The 23,728-nt window shown below is 50.8% G+C and carries 18 protein-coding genes; 13 read left to right on the forward strand and 5 right to left on the reverse strand.

Annotation, left to right across the window (positions count from 1 at the left end; translation table 11 throughout):
- Nucleotides 1-25: 25 nt before the first annotated feature.
- Entirely contained in the window at nucleotides 26-2,335 is a 2,310-nt protein-coding gene (gene ftsH, locus K3T83_RS57590) for an ATP-dependent zinc metalloprotease FtsH (protein ID WP_308441664.1), read from the reverse strand.
- A 790-nt stretch (nucleotides 2,336-3,125) separates the two neighbouring features.
- Here ftsH and K3T83_RS06395 point away from each other — a divergent pair.
- Both K3T83_RS06395 and K3T83_RS06400 read left to right on the forward strand, forming a co-directional pair.
- A complete protein-coding gene (locus tag K3T83_RS06395) occupies nucleotides 3,126-3,569 on the forward strand; it encodes a hypothetical protein (protein ID WP_220202141.1) in 444 nt (147 codons plus the stop codon).
- Nucleotides 3,570-3,764: 195 nt separating this feature from the next.
- Entirely contained in the window at nucleotides 3,765-4,907 is a 1,143-nt protein-coding gene (locus K3T83_RS06400) for a site-2 protease family protein (protein ID WP_220202142.1), read from the forward strand.
- 18 nt (nucleotides 4,908-4,925) lie between these two features.
- Here K3T83_RS06400 and K3T83_RS06405 read toward each other — a convergent pair whose 3' ends face one another.
- Nucleotides 4,926-6,233 (reverse strand): hydroxymethylglutaryl-CoA lyase-like TIM-barrel protein, encoded by a 1,308-nt coding sequence (locus tag K3T83_RS06405; RefSeq protein ID WP_220202143.1) that lies wholly within the window; start codon nucleotides 6,231-6,233, stop codon nucleotides 4,926-4,928.
- Nucleotides 6,234-6,373: 140 nt separating this feature from the next.
- On the opposite strand from K3T83_RS06405, the gene K3T83_RS06410 reads away from it, so the two are divergent.
- The 4 genes from K3T83_RS06410 to K3T83_RS06425 all read left to right on the forward strand — a co-directional run bounded on the left by K3T83_RS06410 (nucleotide 6,374) and on the right by K3T83_RS06425 (nucleotide 10,854).
- The gene (locus tag K3T83_RS06410; RefSeq protein WP_220202144.1) at nucleotides 6,374-7,621 is read left to right on the forward strand and encodes a citrate synthase family protein; all 1,248 of its coding nucleotides are present in this window, start codon (nucleotides 6,374-6,376) and stop codon (nucleotides 7,619-7,621) included.
- A 189-nt stretch (nucleotides 7,622-7,810) separates the two neighbouring features.
- Nucleotides 7,811-8,485 carry an ArsR/SmtB family transcription factor gene (locus tag K3T83_RS06415; RefSeq protein ID WP_220202145.1) on the forward strand — a complete coding sequence of 225 codons (675 nt, stop codon included), beginning with the start codon at nucleotides 7,811-7,813 and terminating at the stop codon, nucleotides 8,483-8,485.
- Between the two features lie 15 nt (nucleotides 8,486-8,500).
- A complete protein-coding gene (locus K3T83_RS06420) occupies nucleotides 8,501-9,772 on the forward strand; it encodes an MFS transporter (protein WP_220202146.1) in 1,272 nt (423 codons plus the stop codon).
- Nucleotides 9,773-9,801: 29 nt separating this feature from the next.
- Nucleotides 9,802-10,854: a proline racemase family protein gene (locus K3T83_RS06425; protein WP_236064838.1), complete on the forward strand. Its 1,053-nt coding sequence runs from the start codon at nucleotides 9,802-9,804 to the stop codon at nucleotides 10,852-10,854.
- Nucleotides 10,855-10,938: 84 nt separating this feature from the next.
- On the opposite strand, the gene K3T83_RS06430 is transcribed toward K3T83_RS06425, so the two are convergent.
- Together K3T83_RS06430 and K3T83_RS06435 are read right to left on the reverse strand one after the other, a co-directional pair.
- A complete protein-coding gene (locus tag K3T83_RS06430; protein WP_220202147.1) occupies nucleotides 10,939-13,245 on the reverse strand; it encodes a Tex family protein in 2,307 nt (768 codons plus the stop codon).
- Between the two features lie 127 nt (nucleotides 13,246-13,372).
- Nucleotides 13,373-14,995 (reverse strand): serine/threonine protein kinase, encoded by a 1,623-nt coding sequence (locus K3T83_RS06435; protein WP_220202148.1) that lies wholly within the window; start codon nucleotides 14,993-14,995, stop codon nucleotides 13,373-13,375.
- 227 nt (nucleotides 14,996-15,222) lie between these two features.
- Between K3T83_RS06435 and K3T83_RS06440 the strand changes: the two genes are divergently transcribed.
- The 5 genes from K3T83_RS06440 (at nucleotide 15,223) to K3T83_RS06460 (ending at nucleotide 20,990) form a co-directional block, all read left to right on the forward strand.
- Nucleotides 15,223-16,719, forward strand: coding sequence for a hypothetical protein (locus K3T83_RS06440; protein WP_220202149.1), 1,497 nt, complete (start codon nucleotides 15,223-15,225; stop codon nucleotides 16,717-16,719).
- A gap of 201 nt (nucleotides 16,720-16,920) precedes the next feature.
- A complete protein-coding gene (locus tag K3T83_RS06445; RefSeq protein ID WP_236064839.1) occupies nucleotides 16,921-17,844 on the forward strand; it encodes a sigma-70 family RNA polymerase sigma factor in 924 nt (307 codons plus the stop codon).
- Between the two features lie 257 nt (nucleotides 17,845-18,101).
- Nucleotides 18,102-19,331 (forward strand): serine/threonine protein kinase, encoded by a 1,230-nt coding sequence (locus tag K3T83_RS06450; RefSeq protein ID WP_220202150.1) that lies wholly within the window; start codon nucleotides 18,102-18,104, stop codon nucleotides 19,329-19,331.
- 87 nt (nucleotides 19,332-19,418) lie between these two features.
- Nucleotides 19,419-20,144, forward strand: a complete 726-nt coding sequence (locus K3T83_RS06455; protein ID WP_220202151.1) for a cytochrome c biogenesis CcdA family protein — start codon at nucleotides 19,419-19,421, stop codon at nucleotides 20,142-20,144.
- Nucleotides 20,145-20,165: 21 nt separating this feature from the next.
- Nucleotides 20,166-20,990, forward strand: a complete 825-nt coding sequence (locus K3T83_RS06460; protein WP_220202152.1) for a DUF2085 domain-containing protein — start codon at nucleotides 20,166-20,168, stop codon at nucleotides 20,988-20,990.
- Between the two features lie 12 nt (nucleotides 20,991-21,002).
- Here K3T83_RS06460 and rsrA read toward each other — a convergent pair whose 3' ends face one another.
- Nucleotides 21,003-21,305: a mycothiol system anti-sigma-R factor gene (gene rsrA / locus K3T83_RS06465; protein WP_220202153.1), complete on the reverse strand. Its 303-nt coding sequence runs from the start codon at nucleotides 21,303-21,305 to the stop codon at nucleotides 21,003-21,005.
- Between the two features lie 152 nt (nucleotides 21,306-21,457).
- Here rsrA and K3T83_RS06470 point away from each other — a divergent pair, with 152 nt between their 5' ends.
- Both K3T83_RS06470 and K3T83_RS06475 read left to right on the forward strand, forming a co-directional pair.
- The gene (locus tag K3T83_RS06470; RefSeq protein WP_236064840.1) at nucleotides 21,458-22,162 is read left to right on the forward strand and encodes a sigma-70 family RNA polymerase sigma factor; all 705 of its coding nucleotides are present in this window, start codon (nucleotides 21,458-21,460) and stop codon (nucleotides 22,160-22,162) included.
- A gap of 444 nt (nucleotides 22,163-22,606) precedes the next feature.
- Nucleotides 22,607-23,650, forward strand: a complete 1,044-nt coding sequence (locus K3T83_RS06475; RefSeq protein WP_220202154.1) for a queuosine 5'-phosphate N-glycosylase/hydrolase — start codon at nucleotides 22,607-22,609, stop codon at nucleotides 23,648-23,650.
- The last annotated feature ends 78 nt before the right edge of the window (nucleotides 23,651-23,728 follow it).

Here is a 23,728-nt window from a genome sequence, read left to right on the forward strand (position 1 = left end):
TTGAAAGAACCGGGTATTGTTTCAGTTAAAGAGACTCATTTTCACAGAGCAACGACTCAAATTGTTGACGATCAAGATGCTCATGTTCTAGTAATGCATCAGTGAGCCCTATCAACTGATCGGCATGCTCGCACAGAATTTGACAAGCCATCGCCTTACCCTCATGCAGTATCCGCTGCACCTCTGCATCAACAAGCGCATTCATCGCTGCACCTCCGCTACTTCGAGCCGCATAGGTAGACATAGGAAGGTACTGGCGCTGTGGCAAGGCTCCATTCAATTGTAAGCGACCATCGGCATGAGCTGCTAACGAACGAGCATGACCAGGAAAAGCATCAAGATCAATTTGTCGCATGTTAAGAGCATAGTCGCCTTCGGATGGCTGGTAGTCGGCGAAGACAACTCCGACCTGCTCGCTCATGCCCCAACGCGTGACCATACGCCTTGCAAGATCCGTCACCACCTGGAGATCATTTTCAGCCCCGGTTGTAATCCGTTCTGACCCAAACGTCAGTTCCTCAGCAACACGACCACCCAGGCCAACAGCAATACGCGCCATTAACGTCTCTCGACTGTAGTTGTATCTGTCCTCTTCGGCTGTAAACTGAGTGACGCCCAGGCTTTGCCCACGAGGAAGGATCGTCACACGATTGACAGTATCGGCCTCTGGCAAATGATAGGCAACGAGAGCATGACCTCCTTCATGCACAGCAATGATTCGGCGCTCTTTTTCGCTCATCACCAACGGACGCAGCGCACCGAGTTGCACACGGGCCAACGCATCCTCAAAACATTCGTGGGTGATGACCTCCATATCACGCCGGGCAGCAGTCAGGGCCGCCTCATTGACGAGATTCGCCAGATCAGCCCCGCTCATGCCGGTTGTCATACGAGATAGGCGCTCTAAGCTCACCTCAACATGTAACGGGGTTGTACGTGTATGCACCTTGAGAATCGCTTCACGGCCCACACGATCCGGCACTGAAACGGTGATACGACGATCAAAACGACCCGGACGCAACAATGCTTTATCAAGAATATCAACACGATTGGTCGCGGCCAGCACGACAACAGCCTTGCGCGCATCGAAGCCATCCAACTCAACCAGCAATTGATTGAGGGTCTGATCGCGCTCATCATTGCCAGTTAAACGTACTGAACGCTTGCGCCCGACAGCATCGATCTCATCAATGAACACCACGCAGGGAGCCGATTGACGCGCCTGATTGAAGAGGTCACGCACACGGCTGGCACCGATTCCCACAAACATCTCGACAAATTCGGAAGCGCTGATACTGAAGAATGGCACATGCGCCTCGCCCGCAACCGCCTTTGCCAGCAGCGTTTTACCGGTCCCGGGAGGGCCAACCAGCAACGCGCCGCGCGGAATACGTGCGCCCAGGCGATCATAGCGCTCTGGACTGCGTAAGAATTGCACGATCTCTTCCAATTCAGCACGCACTTCATCGATACCAGCAACATCAGCAAAAGTCACAGGGATCTCAGTACTGACGCGCGCGGTGGCCGATTTGGAAACTGGCGTATTCTTCAGAACTGGCCCCGACTTCTTTGCATCAGAAGCAGCACTCCCGGCCTCCCTTACGCGTTCAAAGCGGCGGGCGCGGCTTTTGCCCATTTGCGAAACACGATCATCGGTTGAACGCATCGAGCGCGTCCCGTTACGAGCAGCCAGAAAGACCAGCAGGAAGATGATCAGAAACACAATGGGCAAAAACTTCCACGCCAGAGACAACCAGGTAGCCGTTTGATTCGCCGGAAGGACATTGACAATCACATGCTTCTGCAATAAGAGAGGGAAGAGCTGAGGATCGCCATCTTTCGACATAAGAGTATAGATAGCCCGTGAAGGATCTATAGTAGAAGTACCAACCGAGGTGGCTGGATTTGCCGAAGGTGCACTACCCATACCGATATAGCGACTCCAGGCAATATAATCAGCCATAGCACTCTGACTGGTAGGCTTTTCTGCGTTAGAGACGCTCCCCTTCCCAGTAGCAGGGCTGGCTAAGAGCGCATTGACTTCATTACCGCGAGTAATAACCGCCAAAACATTCCCATTCGAGACCTGAGCCACAAAAGTACTATAGTCAACGCTGGTAACGCCGTTAGGTGCAGCATTCATAAAGGTTGGAGGCTGCAATTGGCTAAAAACACCAAATAGCAATGCTACCGATAGAAGAAGTAGAAAGCTATTAAACAATGTACTTTTATACTTTTTTGTCCATCGCCAGAATTTACGTCCGTAATGACGTGCCTGTCCGCGTCGCCGCCCCTGTACCTCTGCCCTATAGCGGCGACCAGCCTTGTCGTCCATTTATTCACCTCACCTGGAAAGGGCCGCGCTCAGTAAATTTGCGGCCCCTCATGTCCACACATGCGAAGATCACAGGAGGATGTTCTGCATAAGACCAGACGATATCCACCTACTTTGTCATCAAGAATCGCATGCAATAAGCTAACCTGCCCAAAAATGCCTTCCTTTCGATGCTCTTTGCCCCCTCTGGCAAGCTGCTATGACTATCGCTGTCACAGTCCAAACGCCGTCCTGTCACCGAAAGAAAAGCCATCCATCCCTGCCAATAACAACAGGAAAAAGACCAGTGTCCCATCTTCAAAAGATAAATAAAATAAACAGGCGCATCTTCTACGGACAATAGAAGATAGTGTACAGCTTATTGAAGGGAAGATCAGCCCGGTAAGTACTTTCTTCTCATATCACATATTATACCAACGTATATCTACAGTAATCATTATAGTCAGTCGATTTTAAAAAAACAGGGCCAGACATCATAATATATGACGGAGTTATTACAGGTTTATGGGCTATCACAATCCAACTGCTCTCCTCTGTCCCCTATTCCTATTACGCGATGCAATACCCAGCCGATACAAGATTCGCCACGTTTTAAGCAAGCCATTCTATGAGAGATCAAAAGTCATTTCCCCTAAATGGCTATAGCATGCTTTTCTATGGGCAAGCAGCCTAAAAAGAATGAAGCCAAAATCACCCGTTGGTGTGATGCATTAGCCCCTGCCACCATTTATACTTGCCTACAAACGATGCTAAAAGACAATAGTATTTTTCTTCACTTGTGGAGCATACTATGCAAAACACAACAATAGAATCGCCGCGCAAGCGTCCAACAGGAGTAACTATTATCGCAATCCTGCTAGGAATAGAGGGAATACTGGCGATCATTTTTGGCATACTGATTCTGACAACCTCGTTTCTCATCAGCCATAGAGTGACCGTCAATGGACATGCAGTTGTGGCAACAGCCGTCAATGTCGTTGGTGGATTTCTCGGAGGCTTTCCTCTGATTATAGGTATTCTTTCGCTGATTTTCACGTGGGGACTGTGGATGCTGAAGCGATGGGCATTCTGGGCCACAATAGTTATTGCGGCGCTGAATATCGTCATTGTACTGCCAGAGCTGTTTCAGGCGCACCCTAATATTTTCTCCTTCATCATCAGGGTCATCGTTCCCATTATCATCCTCCTCTATTTTCTCCTCTATCCTCAGGTTCGCCACGCCTTTCGCATGTAAGCATTTATCTTTACGAATTCACACTTTTTCTGCGGTTATTCAACTTTATTGGATAGCAGCATTTTTCTTTGAGCGAGGCAAAGAAAAGGCATCCTGCCGCTTCCTATCAAGATCTGACACAAATGTCTTCTGACTAACGTGCTAGAGAGTAGATCCATAAAAACAGGCATAATCATTGAAGAAAGGGGGCATAAGATGCCCGGTTCATTTCGCATCGGCAGTATTGCCGGTATTGACATCTACGTGCATATTAGCTGGCTGATTATTCTTGTGTTTCTGACCATTTCGCTCGCCAACGGCTGGTTCCCAACCCTCTCGCCTGGCTATCCAACATCAACCTATCTCTTGCTCGGTTTCGTTGCAGCGATCCTTTTATTTGTATCCGTCCTGCTACACGAGCTTGCACACTCGCTCGTTGCTCGCTCACGGGGATTGCCGGTTAAAAATATCGTCCTCTTCATCTTTGGCGGAGTCAGCAATATTGAACAGGAGCCACACTCGCCCGGTACCGAATTTTTTATGGCCTTTGTTGGTCCACTCGTCAGTCTCATCATCGGAGCTGTTTGCTTTGGCCTTTTAACGCTCGTACGTGGAACTCATTCGCCCACAGAAGATCTCCTCACTTATCTGGCATCAGCCAATATTTTGCTTGGCATCTTTAATTTACTGCCCGGCTTCCCACTGGATGGAGGGCGAGTTCTACGCTCCATCGTCTGGAAAATCACAGGGAACGCCTATCGCGCTACACAGGTCGCAACGATTGTCGGTCAAGTTATCGCGTATCTCTTTATTTTTGCCGGGATCTGGCTCTTCTTTTTCTCGCGCGATCCCTTTGACGGCATCTGGCTCGGCTTCATCGGCTGGTTCCTGTTAAGCTCTGCCCAGTCTGCCCGTGCGCAAGCTACATTGGAAACAACCTTTAAAGGCGTCACGGTTGCACAGGTAATGAATGCACAGCCGATGACGGTGCCAGCGAATATCTCGCTGCAAAAGCTTGTCGATGAGCACTTTTTGCCACAAGGGTTACGTTCGGCCCTTGTGCTACAGGGAGACCAGCTGGCGGGGCTGATCACGCTGAGCGATATCCGCCATGTGGCACGCGAAGAATGGCCGCAAACGCCGGTGGGCTTCGCAATGATCCCGGTTGACCGCATCCATACAGTCACCTCACAGCAAAAGCTTACCGATGCTCTCCCATTAATGACCGGCAAAGATGTCAATCAATTACCAGTTGTGGACAATGGCAAACTGGTAGGAGTTGTGACGCGTGATGCTATTATACGATCTTTGCAGGTACGGCAAGGCCTGGGATTGGAGGAACAGAAACAGCGCGTATAGTGCAGGCATAATGGGCGTTTAACGGGCCTCAAAATGCTGTGCAACTACTGGTGCCAGTTCTTCCCATTCGACGCTCGTCTGTCGCCCATTATCGAATTCTGTCATCAACCAGTCGTAAATTTTGAGCAAACGCGGATCGTCTTTGGCGAGATCCAATCCCATACGCTGGCGAATCAGAAACACCAGCCCGGCAATACCGCTCTCCTTCGTGAGAGAGACCTCCAACGGCCTGTTAAGCAGCTGCGGCACATTGAAGGGTGCGTACATCCACCAGAATTTATTCAAACCATCAGCATGCACGCCAGCACGCGTACGATGAGCATCGCGACCATATAAGGGATATTTGGGTGGAACAGGCTCATTCATTTCGGCGTAGAGATCGACCAGCTCATTAAGCGCGGTAAAATCTGGTCGCTGCTCAGGGAAATAGCCCATACCAAGCAAATGCATCAAGACGGCTTCCAATGGTGCATTCCCCGTTCGCTCTCCTTTCCCCAGCATGGTCCCGTTAATAACACCACAACCAGCGCGAATGGCAGCCAGGCAGTTTGCGAGAACCAGCCAGGTATCGTTGTGAGGATGGAACTCTAGATCCGCTGGTTGAAGCCCTAGCGCGCGCATCTCCTGAAAGAGTCGAGGAATGCTGCGCGGCAAAGCGACATCATCGTAGGGCAAGCCAAGCCCCATTGTGTCACAGATGCGAAACTTGGGACGCAACTCCGGGTCATATCCCGCGCTCATGGCAAGCACCGCTTCAATAAAAGGGCGCATAAAATCCATCGGCGCTCTTGTCGCATCTTCGAGGTGCAATCTGGGACGAATGCCAGCGTCCAGCGTCATCTGCACAGCTTCGAGATAGGTCTGAGCCGCCTGATTCCTTCCGCCCGGCTTGAACTTATGAAATGTGTGATAATCCGAAGCTGAGGCCAACATCCCGGTTTCACGCACACCCAGACTGCGGATCAATGCAACATCTTTTGCAGCGGCACGAATCCATGTTGTCGGCTCGATAGGTGCTCCGCCTCGATACCGCTCCAACGCTCCCTCAAGAGCTGCGCGATCAGAGGGACGATAGGCAAAAAACTCCGCTTGACGAATGCTTCCCGAAGCGCCTGTAAAATTGCAAAGGATATCATAGATTTTCAAGCTTTGCGCAACAGAAAGCGGCAATCCTCCCTGTTGTCCGTCGCGATGCGTGGTCTCCGTCGTCCAGACCTCAGTCGGCAAGTTTGCAGGCCGCTCAATCCAGACGTATGTGGGGAATGCATCGCGAGGAAAGCTTTCAACAAAATATTGGGGTTCCGCTGGTTCTGGAAGGGAATACATTTCATGCCTCCTGGCACCTGATAATTTATCACCTATAACGCTCAGTAGTTACTACTGTATGAAACGACATTAGTGTTGTCAAGATTGATTACAAAATCAATATGTTGTACGATCAAGCCATTGATACAGAGGAGGAAGTAGTGAAACAATCACGTTATCTCACCGCAAAGGAAGCTGCCGAAACGCTTGATGTCAACGTGGCAACAATTTATGCATATGTTAGTCGCGGCTTGATCCGTTCGGAACCTGCGGGGCTGAACCAGCGGGCACGACTCTACGTGGCAGAAGACGTACAGAAATTGCTTGAGCAGAAAGCGTATCGGCATGATCCAGCCAAAGCAGCTCATGCAGCTATGCAGTGGGGCGCGCCCATCCTCGAATCAGCCCTCACCCTCATCGATGAAACGGGCCTTTATTACAAAGGGCAGGATGTCACCAGACTCGCCACGACGCACACTATCGAACAGGTAGCGGCGCTACTCTGGACCGGCGACACGACGCAGGAAGCGAGCATCTTTTCGCTGTATCCGCAGATTGATAACTATTTAGATGCACTGAGTAACTTACAGCTACGCCAATCCGATCTCCCAGTCCTACAGCAGCTCCAGATAGCCCTCACGCTCGCAGCAGCTGACGATCTGGCCGCCTACGATCTGCACACAGGATTTCACCACTCTGGACAAACAGGTACACGCATCCTGAAACTAATGACCGCAGTAGTCGCCCACAATCACGATACAACGATGCCCATTGCCCGGACGCTACAACGCAACTGGTGCACAGACGACGAACAAACCGTCCATCTGTTTAATGCCGCACTGATCCTGTGCGCCGATCATGAACTCAACGCCTCGGCATTCGCGGCGCGTGTTGTTGCCTCAGCTGCGACACATCTCTATCAAGTGATCATAGCAGGATTGGCTGCCCTCCAGGGCTTCAAGCATGGCGGGAACACTATTCTTGTTGAGGATCTCTTCCGTGAGATAACGTCACGCGGCTCTGTACGCGAGGTGATCGCGTCTCGCCTGCGGCGTGGGGAACTGATACCCGGCTTCGGCGGACATCAACTCTATCCACATGGTGATCCTAGAGGAGCCTGCCTGCTCTCTTTGCTTGTACAGATGTACCCGAACAGTCCAGATGTTCAACAGGCACAAACGATGGTTGCCATCATGGATGAGATTACAGACAGGAAACCAAATCTGGAATTCGCGCTGGTGACGCTGGCGCAAACACTACATCTACCAGACGGAAGCGCTCTGGCCCTCTTTGCAACTGGGCGCACGGTTGGCTGGATAGGACACGCCATTGAGCAATACAACAGCGGACACATGATTCGGCCACGAGCAACCTATAGCGGTCCACGCCCCGATACTCCTACCCCATAGATCAAAGCCACAAAAATCGTGAAGATATGCCAAAGAAAATGCTGCTACTAGCGGGGAAGCTTCTACGAGGAGGTCTAGCTGCCCTCCGCTCATTTTCATTGACACATCCTGATTCACATGGTACATTATTCATACGTACGATGTAAATAGTACGTTCGTTTTTGATCAGACATATGGATTCAACTACACATGGACACACACAACAACTCCATCACAGAAGACGTTCCGGTCTTGCCAGATCACGTTCCAGTGGTTATGCCAGAGTTACCCGCGCGGTTAGCAATTACCACAATGGAGCAAATGAAGGCAGTTGCCGATCCCACACGTGATCGCATTCTTGGCATCATTCAACAACAACCAGCTACCGCCAAACAGGTTGCGGATAGGCTCAAAATGGCCCCAGGCACGATTAACCACCACTTACAGGTCTTAGAAGCAGCAGGGTTGGCAAAAGTCGTGGCACGCCGCCTGATACGTGGCATCGTTGCCAAATACTACACACGAACGGCCCGCATTTTCGAGTATTGCTTCGCGCCCGAAATTGTGGATCGTGAGTCGATAAGTTTGCAAATATTGACAAATGCCAGAAGTGATCTTGCAGAAACCCTTGCCGCAGGTGAAAATGATCTCGTCGTTGTCAATGCCGCCAGCCCACGCACACGGCTCTCACCGGAGCGCATCAAGGCATTTAACGAGCGGCTCAAAGCCTTGATCGATGAATTTATCCACGAACCCTATGATCCTAACGGGGAAGTCTATACGCTCTGCGCCGCATTCTTCAAAGCACCGCCCTATCTGCAACATGTACAGGATCCAGCAGATGTACCATCCAGCGAACAGAACACAAGAGAGGATCGCTCATAAAGGAGAGATAGTGTTATGGAAGCGACACATGCAGGAAAGTTACGCAGCGATTTCTGGAAATACTGGACGGGGCAAACGATCTCAAACCTGGGCAGTTCTATCACGCTGTTTGCGCTGCCGCTGCTGGTCTACAAGCTGACCGGCTCATCTATCAATCTTGGTATCTCCACCGCCGCTAACTTTCTCCCTTATCTACTCTTCGGGCTGCTCCTCGGTGCCTGGACAGATCGGGTCGATCGCAAACGTATGATGATCTTCACCGATGGTGCGCGTGCTGTTGTTATCGCCTTGATCCCCATCCTGGCTCTCTCAGGCAGCCTGAATGTCTGGTGGATTTATGCAGTTGGATTCGTTCACTCCATATTGACGATCTGCTTCGAATCCGGGCAGTTCGCCGCTATCCCTAGCCTTGTGAACCAGGATGATCTGGTCACAGCCAACGGACGCATCCAGGCCAGCTATTCAGGGGCAAGCATTCTCGGTCCCTTGCTAGCTGGTGCGCTGGTGACGATTATGTCGCTCCAAATGCTGATGTTCCTTGATGCTGCTTCATTTCTGCTCTCTGCCCTTTCGCTCTCCCTGATTGCAACAGGTTTCAATCAGCAACAAAGCCAGGAACGCAAACATATCTGGCACGATGTCAGTGAGGGGTTGCGTTATGTTCTGGGCCATCCAGTATTACGCAATATTTCAATCATGATGGCGCTGGTCAACTTCACCGCAGTCACAGTTGCCGCGCAGATTGTCCTCTTCGCTCAAGAACGCCTGCACGCCACCGATACACAGATCAGCATACTCTACGCCGCTGGCAGCATCGGCGTCGTCGTGCTCTCGCTGGCAGCGGGACCGTTACGCAAACGCTGGTCCTTTAGCACTGTGGCCCTGACCGCGCTGATGATCGAGGGTCTCCTGACGGTTGCCCTGGCCTTTACGCAATGGTACTGGCTAGGCGTCTTGCTCTGGGGCATAGCGTCGGGTCTGGGCATCCTCTTTAACATCAACACTAGTAGCTTGCGACAGGCCATCGTCCCCAATCACATGCTAGGGCGCGTCATGAGCATTGCTAGCGTCCTGGCGTGGTCAGCGATTCCCGTTGGCTCCCTGTTGGGAGGATATGCTGTGGGCTGGACGCAAAACATCGTGCTGGTTTATGCTGTCATTGGTATAGTGATGTTCCTCATTCCATTATGTTTTTCGTTTACAGCCCTGGGGCGCGCCAATGATTACATCCAACAGGCTACGGAACAGGAACGCACGACAGATGCCGCTGCACCAGATAAGGCTTGAGGCAGACGAGCAAAAGGAGGCTCAGGAGGATGAGCATAGAACTGAATTGGCAATGGGATGCTGTGGTTGGCAATAGAATGGTAATCACCACTATCGATGCACATGCAGCAGGTGAGCCATTGAGAATTATTACTGGTGGCCTCCCTCCATTGCCAGGTGCAACCATACTGGAAAAGCGGCGCTATCTGCAAGCCCACCTCGACACGATCCGGCAAGCGCTGATGTGGGAACCACGAGGCCATCGCGACATGTACGGCTGTGTGCTCACTCCTCCAGTCACATCGGAGGCCGATCTGGGCGTCCTGTTCATGCACAACGAAGGCTACAGTACCATGTGCGGGCATGGCGTTATCGCCCTGGTAACAACCCTTCTAAAGACAGGGGCAATAAAGGCGAAGGGGTCACAAACAGCCGTCAACCTTGATACGCCCGCCGGATTGGTGCGGGCAACTGCCCATCTCGATCAATCTGGAGCAGTCGAACGTGTCTCGTTTTTGAACGTACCCTCATTCGTCTATGCTCGCGATGTTGAACTAGCAGTACCAGAGTTGGGAAAGGTGTGTGTCGATATCGCCTTCGGGGGGGCCTTTTACGCCATTCTTCCGGCCGAGCAAGTGGGATTACAGATCGAACCGCGACAGAGAGAACAACTGGTCGCAGCCGGAGAGGCGATCAAACAGGCGGTTCATGCAAAGCTGGCAATCAAGCATCCATACGAAGAAGATTTAGGATTTCTCTATGGCACAATCCTGACTGGTCCACCTGAAAATCCGGCCCATCACAGCCGCAACATCTGTATTTTCGCCGATGCAGAGGTAGATCGCTCACCCACAGGCACCGGCGTTTCGGCACGGCTCGCGTTGCATTATACAAGGGGCGAAATCGCGGAAGGGCAGCAGATCGTCATTGAAAGCATCCTGGGAGATGTGAGCACATTTGGAGGGAGGGTGGCAGGCAAGGCGCAAATAGGACCATATGAGGCCATCATCCCAGAGGTGAGCGGGACGGCCTTCATTACTGGCCGCCACGAATTCCTTATCGATCCAGATGATAAGCTGGGTCAGGGATTTTTCCTAAAATAAAGCGTACATGTATCAAACCGAGCAGTGAAATCGTGTCCGGCATTAACTCTGCCAGACACGATTTCACCTTCTGGCCGAATAAGGTTATTGCTGAACGCCGCGCATGCTCAATTGCACGCGCCCACGCTGCATATCTACCTTCAGGACGCGCACCTGCACCACCTGACCAACCGACACCAGGCTCAGTGGGTCTTTGACAAAGCGATCAGCCATCTCGGACACATGCACCAGACCATCCTGCTTGACGCCGATATCAACGAAGGCACCAAAAGGCACAACGTTACGTACCGTTCCCTGGAGGAGCATGCCTGTTTGCAAATCCTCCATCTTCAAGACATCGTGGCGCAGGATAGGAGCAGGCAAAGCATCGCGCGGATCAAGGCCTGGCTTTTCCAGGTTCTCCAGAATGTCGTTGAGTGTGGGCAGACCAACGCCAATCTTCTTCGCAAAATCGGCCCATGCCGCCTGTTCACCGTCGCCGTTGGCGGCCCTATTGCGATTACTACGGCCAAGACTATTTTGCAGTTTGATTAACTGGCGAAACTGTGCGATGCGCTCTGAAGGTCTGGCCGATTGACCGTTCCCTGTTGGAAGCAGTTGTAAGAGCGCGCGGGTCGCAGCATAGCTTTCGGGATGGATAAACGTATTATCGAGCGGTTCAGCGCCATTGGCAATCTTGAGGAACCCAGCTGCCTGTACAAATGTTGCCGGACCCAGCCCCGACACTTTATGTAGCTCCTCACGCGTCTTGAACGGGCCGTTCTGCTCCCGGTACTTCACAATTGCATTGGCAACACGTGTATTGATGCCCGATACGTGCTTCAAAAGCGCAGCAGAAGCTGAATTGACCTCCACACCGGCAAAGTTGACGCAAGAAACTACCACGCGATCCAGCATCGCCGCCAGCTCCTTCTGGTCAACATCATGCTGATAGAGACCGACACCAACCGCTTTCGGATCGATCTTGACCAGCTCTGCCAGAGGATCTTGCAAACGGCGGGCAATCGAGATAGTGCCACGCTGCGTTGCATCCAGCGTCGGAAACTCTTCACGCGCTGCCTCAGAAGCAGAATAGACCGATGCACCCGCTTCATTGACAATGACATAGCCGATCTCGCCTTTTTTCTCGCTCTCTTGCTCCAGATCGCGGATCAAACCCGCTACCAACTGTTCCGTCTCACGCGAGGCAGTACCATTGCCAATAGCGATAACACCGATATTGTATTTGGTCAACAACTGGCGCAACAGCTGGTTCGCTTTTTCCGATTGATACAGATACATGGTATCTGAAACGATATATTTCCCGGTCTCATCAACGACGGTCAGCTTACAGCCAGTGCGAAAGCCAGGATCAACGCCAAGTACCTTTTTGCCACGCAGGGGAGGCTGCAAGAGGAGATTGCGCAAGTTGGTAGCAAAAATATTGATCGCATGCTCCTCCGCCTGACGGGTCAGCTCCACGCGCACCTCGCGCTCCATCGAAGGGGCAAGCAAGCGCTTGTAGCCATCTTCCATCGCATCGGAGAGATGATGGGCAAAGGGCGAGGTCGTTTTGACGGGATAATGGTGGGTAATCTTGGCCTGAGCCTGTTCATACGGCAACGTCGCACTGACCCGCAAAACATCTTCGCGCTCAGCCCGGTTCAATGCGAGAATGCGATGTGGCACAAGCTTGGTGATAGTTTCGTCGAACTCGTAATAGAGCTGATACACTCCATTCGGATCTTTCTCAGCCAGTTTCTCAGGATCAACGGGTTTGGCACTGATAGTGGAGTGTTTGAAGAAGGTGGTACGCACACTGCCGCGCACATTGGCATCTTCAGAAATCACCTCGGCCACGATATCGCAGGCACCTGCATAGGCTTCCAGGCTGGTAGCAACGTCCTTCTCGGCATCCAAAAAGGGGTGAGCATGCTCCTCCAGTATAGCCTCGACATCGCCGGTCGCTTCAAGCTGTTGCAAAATAAGATCAGCCAGAGGAGCCAATCCCTTCTCCCTGGCAACGCTGGCACGCGTCTTGCGCTTGGGACGATAGGGCAAATAGAGATCTTCCACTTCCTGCAAGGTTGTCGCAGCTGCAATAACAGCAGCCAGTTCCGGCGTCAACTTTCCTTGTGTATCGATCAACCGGTGGACATCCATCTTGCGCTCGTGCAATGCCCGTAAAGCCGCTGTTTTATCAGCAATAGCTTGAATCTGGACCTCATCTAGACTGCCAGTTACTTCTTTACGATAACGAGCAATGAAAGGAATGGTGTTTCCCTCATCCAACAAACCGATAGTACGTGCAACCTGTCCCTCGCTCAGGCTTAATTCAGCCCCTAGCGTTTTTGCTATATCTGTAATTGATAAAGCTTCATCAAGAGTTGTCGTCTGTTCCTGAGTAGTCAAACTGTGTAGCCTACCTTCCCTAGCAGCTTGCTATTAATAGGATTCTGCAAGGGAAATCGTACCATAGCGGTCAAGACAGGACAGCACAATTGGGACATTTGTACTTGTTTTTTGTTACAGGCCAGCATCAATATTGTTGCTGACTGGCAGCAGCTTTTTGTTGAGATGCTCTATATCTGGATTTCTTATATCTCGATTTTCCTAATATCCCACCAATCCATCCCAGTGTAAAGGCGACGAGCAGGCCACCACCCAGCCAGAACAGGAGATTTGTTGAAGAGTGTTGAGACGACGTTGAAGGGAGCAGAAAATCAGGCAGCACAGAATGCCAGACGCGGCCAGCCAGATCGGAAAAAGCGCGTGCGCCATGAGCACGAGCCAGCGCGACCTCCCTTTGCCAGCGCTGCACAAAGCTCACCACCAGGCCAACCAATAAGACCAGCCAGAATATCACAGTACTGTTGATCCCAGCCCATATGCCAGTCCAGCCTCCGCGCAAAGATGGACCACCCTGGCGCGTCGTCAAGAAGCCCGCAAACACATAGAACACAAAGCCCATCAACATCGTCAGGTAAAAGTATTCTGTTCGCTTCAACGAAAGCACAATCAGAGCGGCCAATGCTCCCTGCACAATGCCCCACAAACAGCCCTGACCAAAGGAGGTCGGCAACGGACGAACAGGTCTTTTGTCATAGCCAGACGAGGGAGCAGGAGTAGAAACCGGCGCTGGGATATATGGCGAACCAAGCGGCGATCCTGCCACTCCTGTATAAGAACGTGGAGGCGGTGGCTGCATGGTTGGGACAGCAGACGGCACAGATGCTACGGATGGAACATTTGCTGTGACGCGCACTGGCCGTACAGCAATCGTAGGGTCGGCATGAGCGGTAAAAGCAGGTGTCCGCAACGCTTGAGCGAACTCATCCATGCTTTGATAACGATCATCTGCGTATAGAGCCAGCGCTTTGAGTAGAGCACGCTCTACCTGTGGCGAAAGCGCGGGATTCAACAAGCGAGGGGCAATTAATGTATCTTTCACTGAACGAGACATCGCTGCTGGTGGCAACCTGTCGGTAAGCAGCAGATACATCGTCGCCGCCATCGAATAGATATCCGACTGTGGGCCAGTTTTCCCGAGATATTGTTCGAGGGGACTAAAGCCTTCAGAGACGGCCCGCACCATTGTCTGTGTGTCCCGATCAGGATCGTAGAGCTTGGTCAGACCAAAATCGACCAGCACCGCTGTTTGTTGCGGAGTCAAAATGATATTGGCAGGTTTAATATCGCGATGGATAATGGCAGGACGGCGGCTATGCAGTTCTTGAAGCACATCCATAATCGGCAAAAGCCAGGATAACACTTCTTGCTCGCTGCATGGTCCACGAGACTGACGATGAGGCTCCTGCTCTCCAATAAGTCCTCCCGGCACACGGCTACGCAACAACTGTACCAGGTTTTGCCCCTCGATCAATTGCATAACCAGATAGAAACGTCCTCCCGCCTCAAACGCATCATAGACAGCGGGCAAGTGTTTACTTTTCACGGTAAACAGAATCCCCGCCTCCATTAACGCCTGGCGACGCGCGGCTGGCGTCACATCATAGGTCTCTTTAATCGCACAGGGACGATTACCCTCGCTGGTATCAACGCCACGATAAATGGCACCAAATCCGCCTCGATTGATGACGGGGCCAACGATATAATGTCCACCGATTCTCGTTCCCTGAACAAGCGATAGTGGTAAGCTCATAGCAGGGTCAAATCCTTTTCTCTTTGCATAGTTCCTGCAACAAAAAGCTATCTTCTATAAGATAGACGTGCAAACTAATCTACGTTATAATCGGCAGGATAGTTACACACCCGTTTGTCGCTAGAAGCCTGCATACATCATATATAGACACACCCACATACAAATATCAATGTGTTACCATAACAATTATCTACAACATAGAGGTAAAGCGAAAAGAGGTAATACCGATGAACGAACATCACGAAACGTCATCTAACCCATATGAGGATGAACAGCAGATCCCGTATGCTTCCTGGGAAGAGAACAAAACGTCTGAGCAGGGAAAAGAGGCTGCGGCACCATCTACGCCTCAGCTTCCACCTTCAGCCGCACAGAGCTCGCCCGGAGTCGTACCGCAGGCGCAGCAATGGTACGGACACTATCCTTACGCGCCACCAATGGTCCCACAACACATTGCTCCACCCAAACAAGATAGTTACCTTCAGGGTCTCGCTATCACCACTATCATCTGTTCTGCACTACTACTCATCGTTGGCCTGGTGGGAGTTCCCATCACTCTTCTTAATTTTTTCAACTCCTACTTCTCCATTGATCAAACAAACGCAGCTGCTTTTTTTAGTCGTCAGGCATTATACCTCACAGGAACCATTGTCTGCTTAGCAGGTGGAGGACTTTCCCTCTTTCACGCCATTCGCTCCGTTTTAAAAAGACCATCTACAGCCGTTGCTCTGCCGCCAGCCTGGGTTCTGCTGATCCCGTATGTGATCGTGCTGGGAGGACTCTTCGCTATTGAGGCTATCAACGGCGAGATACCGCTGGTTCTCTTAGCCATCTTGTTCCTGGTAGCTGTCAGCCCACTGGCAGGAGCCACGTTGCTAGCCATCAGCCTTCGAGCATTACCATCCAACGCCGCTGCAATCACCTGGCGACGCCTGACGGTTTCGCTCGTCAGCGGAGCAACAGCGCCCTTTTTCCTCATCGCCCTCCTCTATTCCATTGTCAATACGGGCCTTTTATACGCTCTCTATAGCTGTACAGGAGCAAATCCTGCACCTTACTGCACAAACGGCGATCAACTACTGACAACCACTTTTATTCTCATAGCAATCATCGGGCCAATCATTATAGCTACTATCACGCCGCTGTTGCTCGCATTTTACATCCGTAAAGTGCAAAAAGCAGGAGAAGCATTGTTGCTCGGCCTGGCCTGTGGAACGGGTTTTGGCATCATGGAAGGCGCGTTTATGTCCGGCACAGCTTACCATAATTGGGTAGGAGTTTTGCTTACCAGTTTTGGGATGATTATTATCAATGGAACCGGAGCAGCACTGGTCACTCTGGGGTGGTATCATGTTCTTAATCCCGATCATCGCCATTTGCCCAAAGCCTTTGGATATTGGCTCTGGGCAGTCGTATCGCAAATAATCTTCTACCTTCTGTCGATAGCGATTCCGGTGATTGAGCCAATCGATACATTTTTGAATGCCTGGAAAGTTTCATTAGGTACTGGCATCGTCTCTTTGTATGAGATAGGATATATGGCGGTGGTAATTGTAGTAGCAGGATTGTTTTTGTATTTGATGCAAAGAGTAAGAAAGGAAGACACACTCTCAGCAGCGGTAGCACCACCATCACCCGAAGTGGTAGCACCACCATCACCCGAAGTGGTAGTACCACCATCAGAAGTAAGTAGCGACGTATCAGAAATGAGTAGCGACGTATAGAGAGAACGAGCAGAAAAACCCGAAGAAGTCTCTATCTCCCTGTCGAGAAACCCGGTTTCGCCGACAAGATGAGTAAACCCAGAAAATACGGCAGATCTATGAAACAATAGATCAAGTTGCTTGCAATAACCTATACGTATGATACAATAAGCCATGACCGAACTGATCTACGTCATTGTTGCAGGAGAAGAGAGCAAGCCCGTGGAACGAAATGTAATGTTTGACGGTGAACGCGACCGTAACAAGCCGGCTGAAACCGAACGCGAAACTATACAAGAAGCAGAGTTAAGTAGTCTGGCGCAAAGCGACAGTCTGCGTCTTTACCTTCGCGAGATTTCGCGTATTCCTCTGCTCTCTGCTGCTAGCGAATCACGCCTTGCAGAACGTGCAGAGCAGGGCGACAGAGAGGCACGTAATCACCTGATCGAGGCGAATCTGCGCCTGGTAGTGAGTATCGCTAAGAAATATGTTGGACAGGGCCTATCCCTGGAAGACCTGATTGGCGAGGGGAATATCGGTCTCATTCGTGCGGTCACTAAATTTGATTACAGAAAAGGCTTCCGTTTTTCCACATATGCTACCTGGTGGATCAAGCAAGCTATTACACGAGCGATCCTGGAAGGTACGCGTGTCGTGCGGCTCCCAGTCTACATCATGGAAGAAGTGATGCGCGTAAAACGCACGACGCGTCAACTCTACCAGGAATTAGGACGTGAACCAACACCAGAGAGCATCGGAGAACGGCTGGGCATGACTCCGGAACGCGTAAGCGAGCTGTTAATCTGGGCCGAGAAAGTCTTCTCCCTGGACGCACCACTTTCAGAAGAGGAAGAGAATACGCTTGGTGATATTATCGAAGACATCCGCGAAAGAGGGCCAATGGAGATCACCGATCAGCAATTGCTGCGCGAGGAGATCCGCAAAGTCCTCGGACAACTCACGGTACGCGAGCGACAGGTCATTGAGCTGCGCTTCGGGCTGGTGGATGACCACGATCATACCCTGGAAGAAGTGGGCAAAAAATTGAAGGTCACACGCGAACGTGTACGTCAGATCGAAGAACGTGCAATTCGCAAGTTACGTCACCCACAAGCAAGTCGTCTCCTCAAAGACTATCTCGACTAAAACCAGAGTCATTCTGCCGGTGAGGATAGCCTTCACATATGCATGAATGCACAGTACTCTATAGGATAGGTATCAGACATCTACCAGAGTACTGTGCATTCGTGTTCACTACCGATACATTTTTATCTTATAAGAAAAAAGGGGAAAAGCCTTTCCGAAACAGATCTATCCCTCAACAGAGGCTTCATACGTTCATCCATGTAAAGAGTGCTTTCTATTTCTTAATGCGCATGCATGCTGATGAGGTTCCGTAAACTATGAATGAACTGGCTGGTCAGAATCTTGGTGGATACCAACTGGAAGAAGAGATCGGCCGAGGCTCAATGGGAGTCGTCTACCGAGGAAAGCAAATCGCGCTCGGACGCGACGTTGCAATCAAAGTGCTCCCCCAAAGCCTGGCACGTGACGCTTCTTATATAGCACGTTTTATTCGTGAAGCCCAGATCATTGCGGGTCTCAATCATCCCAACATCGTCCATATCTATGATGCTGGCCAACAAAATAAACTCCTCTATTTCGTGATGGAATACGTCGAAGGGCCAACGCTCGCCAGCCTGCTCCACATAGATGGCATCATTCCCGAATATCTGGCCGCCGAATATGCCGCCGAAATCGCTGACGCTCTGGATGCAGCGTATAAAGAGCGCCATGTGATCCATCGCGATATCAAGCCAGAAAATTTGATGCTCAATCGTTGGGGCAAAATCAAAATCATGGACTTTGGGCTGGCCCGCGCCCCTGGCCTGCAACAGATTACCATAGCCAAAACGCTCGTCGGCAGCATCTACTATGCCTCGCCTGAACAGGTGTGGGGACATGCGCTGGATAATCGCAGCGATATTTACGCGCTAGGCGTCGTACTTTACGAGATGGTTTGCGGACAGCGCCCATTTATGGGACGTTCCATGCCAGAATTAACCAGAACAATTACACAGGGCATCTTGCAACCTCCTAGTGTACATAATCCTTCAATACTTCCTGAGTTAGAGACCATCATTATGACAGCACTGGCAAAGGATCGCGAACAGCGCTATGGAGAAGCCAGCATCATGGCTCGACAACTGCGCGCACTCAATTTACAGCCACCACAACTCCCGCAATTGCCACTGCTGTCACCACCTTCGGCGCTTCCACAGTCGCCACTCGCGCCACACGCCGGGAGCAAACGGGTGGTGGTTCAACCTCCCAAACGGCCAACAATGCAACAGCCACGCTATTTTGATATTGACATAGAGCGGTCGCAGCCATCACCGCTTTCCAGATCACTACCCGGTAACGATGCAACCAGCGCTGCTCCAAATCTCCCCGGCTCCACAAGCCTGCTCACATCGGCAAACGCAGAGAAGGGAGAAGTACCGCACCATATACCGCCGACTGTTAATAACAATAAAAGCCTTGTTGTCTATCAGGGAGAGGCACAAAAGACGCTCCAGAAGCGCTCTTTCTGGCAATTGCTCCAGCGTTTTTTCAAACGACCATCTCGATGAGAAGACAGCAACATTGCACAGTTCCAGCCCAGCGCCTATACTATGAACAAAAAGAGAGAGTATTTTCAGGAGATAGAGAAAAGTCGCATGAATTCATCGCAATTAAGTCTAGGAATCGCCTTTATAGCGGGGCTGGCATCGTTTCTTTCGCCATGTGTACTGCCGCTGGTCCCAATTTACCTGGGTCAACTTGTTGGTCAGAGCATCTATCAATCGACGACGAAGCAACCAGCACTATCAACACGCATGGTAACATTTTTCCATGCGGCAACATTTGTCTTTGGTTTTACACTGGCATTTGTCGCACTGGGGGCAACGGCGAGTACGCTGGGGAGTTTTTTGCGAGAGCATCAGGTCATTGTACGTCAAATTGGCGGAGTGATTCTGGTCATGGTCGGATTACATCTGGCAGGCATCCTCAAACTGCCTTTTCTCTACTGGCAAAAGCGCATTGAATATCATCCAGCGCGCCCCGGCTATCTGGCATCGTTGATTATGGGAGTGATTTTCGCCATCGCGTGGTCGCCATGCATCGGCCCGATCCTCGGCTCGATCCTTGTGCTGGCCGCAAACGCAGCAACGTTGAAGAGTGGCGTATTTCTTTTATTAGCCTATTCGCTGGGCCTGGCGATCCCATTCCTGTTGCTCGGGCTGGGATTAGACCGCGTCAGCCGCTTGCTCAAGCGACTTCGTCCCTATCTAGGGAAAATCGAGATAGCAACAGGTGTCATGTTGATCGCCGTCGGTCTTATGATCTTCTTCAACCTGTTTATCCTGCTCAATTCTTACCTGAACGTGGGCTTTATTCTCTAAAAAGCAGAAAGAAAAACCGCGATGATAGGACAGAAATCAACAGCAAATACAGGAATAACCGGTCCATCGCCCTGGCTGACGGGATTCCTGGCCGTCTTTTACCTCGGACTTCTGGCGCTGGTCATCTTTCTTCCCGGAGCCTCACTGCTTGATCGTCTCCGCTGGCTGGATAGTGGAGTATGCGCTCAGATGCCTACCCACTCATTCTATCCAGGTGGCGAGCGCCTCCCCCTGTGTTCTCGCAACACGGGCATCTACCTCGGCTTTATCACCACGCTCATACTCCTCTATAGCACAGGACGAGGACGCGCCAGACTAGTGCCCCCACGATCAATTATCGCCGTCCTCGCTGCCAGCGTACTTGCGCTGGCGATAGACGGCTTCAACTCGCTGGCACTTGATCTCGGTTTCCCTCATCTCTATCAGCCACATAACCTGCTACGACTGGGTACAGGGCTTATCACGGGGCTGGCAATGGCTTCACTAGCCCTGCCGATCCTTAATCAACTATTCTGGCGGGAAAGCAATCAGCAGAGCAGCATCCCCACCTGGAAAAGCCTGCTTCTCTTTGTCCCGGTCCTCATTCTCTGCTTTTTCGCCGTTGCATCGCAAAGTAGCATCGTCCTCTATCCGCTGGCACTGCTCAGTACGATAGGCATTCTCACAGCAATCAGTAGCATCAATTTGATCTTTATTATCGCGCTCAGCAAGCGCGGCGAAACCTTTGAATACTACCGACAATTATTGCCATTTTTCGGCCTGGCCTTTGCGCTCGCCATAGGAGAAATGCTCGCACTGGCTCAACTCAAATTTACTCTATTACAAGCACTTGGCATCCCGGGTTGATCGCTCCGCCCTTTATTCACGACTTTCGAGGTCTGCCCTAATCTCCATCATCAACTCGGGATCTAGCTTGACCCGCTCACCAACAGGCATGTGTGCAATACGCATTACCGCCTCGCGCAAGTGAGCAGGGGCATGTTCAATAGTACAGCGCTCATGGATCAACCGCTTCAACTGCTGATCAAAATGGAAGCGGCAGGTGCAACTAGGGCAATCGACCATATGTTGTTGTACAATCGAAACTTCCTCAGCGCTGAGTTCCCGATCTATATAAAGATGGAGACGAGCAGTGACTTCAACACAATTTGAACAATCCATAAAACCTTCTCCATACGCTAGCTCGCCGTTATATCTGTTTATTCTAACATAATCTGGGGGGCTTTCATTCCCGAAGCCAGTGCGATATACTGATAGTACTTTCTTATGGAAAGTACTGGCCCCGGCATGGGACCGCACAAGAGGAGAAGTTGATGTCGGAACAGTCAAGATTTGAAGATGCACCCGAACAACCAGCAAATACAGACGTAGAATTGGAGCAGACACTGCCTGAAGAGACCACACATACAACAGAGACCCCAGAACAGACACAAGCGAACCCGGACCAGTCTCAAGCCCCAACGGAAGACTTTGAAGCTGGTGTCCTGGCTCAGTTGGATAGCCTGTATCGCACAGCTTTGCGTATGACCAACAATCCGCAGGAAGCAGAGGATCTCGTGCAGGAAACGATGCTCAAAGCATTTCGTTTCGCCCACACATACCAGCCCGGCACAAATTTGCGCGCCTGGCTCTTCCGAATTCTGAATACGTCAGCGATCAACCGCTATCGTAAGCAGGCTACTCATCCTACACCTACATCCTTACCAGAAGGAGAGGAGTTTTATCTCTATAATCAGATTAGAGACCTGAGTGGACAGGAGCTAAGCCAGGGGGCAGAAGAAGAGGTACTCAACCAATATCTGGACGAGGATGTCTACAAAGCGCTCAATGATCTTCCACCTAATTTCCGCATGGCGGTCATTCTCGCCGATATTGAAGGGCTTTCCTACAAAGAAATTGCAGAAGCGCTGCAAATACCGATCGGGACGGTCATGAGTCGCATTTCACGAGCTCGGAGACAACTCCAAAAGTCTCTCTGGCAGTATGCAAAAGAGCGAGGATACGTCAAAGCCTCCTGATTCGGGCTATTGATGCGAGAAAAAAGAGTATCTCTCTGCTACATAACAAGTGGAATTACACAAACAAGGCTCCCTTACCATAGCGGAGCAGCTTGTTTATACCCGTTTTTTGTCTCTTTTTCCTCAGTTTATAGCCATCTATACAATCTCCAATCATTGCAGCATATCATCCATATTCTTGGTATGCTCCATTTCTTTCAAAAAGATGAACTCTCTAAAAGAGTCGAGGACGATACAGAATTTCTTTATCCCCTCGCACATACACAATCTCTACTGTATCCACCTCTACAAAAATTTATTGGCTAAAACGAACTGGCATATTGCAATAAGCGTAAAATGAGCAAACAGCAACACTGGATAACGCGCTATCAAGTGTCCAATGATACTATTGACGAATGAATACATTCCCTGTAGAATCAAAGAACCATGCAAGAAAGGTTTTTTATGGTAGACATCGCAACTTCCTACGACGCCGATGATGAAGACCTCTACTCATTGCCAGCCTACGACCCGGCAGGCATCTTTAGTAGCACGCGGGTAGTTCTCGAACTGGGAGAACATGTCTGGATCAATCAGAATCAGGTGGAATCGTTAGCCCAGCGATGGCTACAAGAAGAGCAGGAGGCCGAAAATAGATCAAATGAAGCCCTCTGGGATGCCCGGTATCACTTCCATGATGGTAGCGAACGGACCGTCAATTGGCTCCTGCTGCTAGATGCATTAAATTTTTGCTTCTGGGCAGAAAAGGATCAACCTCGCTGGACCATTGACTATCAAGGAGAAACCCTCAACGGTTACTGGGCAGAAGCGGCGGCTCTAAAGCGAGCTGTCGAAGAAGGTCTTCCCCTCTGGGATGCCGAGTATCTCAGCACCATTAGCAACGAAACCATTGCGCAAATCTTTCGTGGCACCCAGACTATCCCTCTACTCGAACAACGAGGCAATAATGCTCGTGAGGTGGGCAGAATACTTCTAGAACGCTTCGATGGGCAATTTACACGCGCTCTTGAACAGGCTAATCATAATGCAGTCGAGCTAGCCCTGCTGCTCGCCAATACCTTCCCATCATTTCACGATGTCGCATCCTACCGTCAGCACGAAATTCGTTTCTTCAAACGTGCGCAAATCTGTGCTGCCGATCTGCATCATGCATTTGGCGGGAAAGAATGGGGCAATCTGGCCGACCTGGATAAACTTACAGCGTTTGCCGATTATAAATTACCGCAGGTTCTCCGTCACTACAATGTGCTGGAATATTGTCCCCCGTTGGCGGAACAGGTTGACAATCAAGAACTGATCACGGCTGGTAGCGAGGAAGAAATAGAGATTCGCGCCGCCACCATCTGGGCCTGTGAATTGTTGCGCAGAAGATTATCTTCTCAAGGCCATATGGTGAATGCAGCCGAGATCGATCAAAAACTGTGGCTCCTGGGGCAACATTCAACAGATATGCGGCCATATCATCGTACACGCACAATCTATTATTAACCCTGTCAGGCATACACAGCCAAGAAAGACCGATAATGGCACGAAATCATTCATCGAGCCATTATCCTACACCATAGG

The organism is Reticulibacter mediterranei (genome assembly GCF_016587455.1).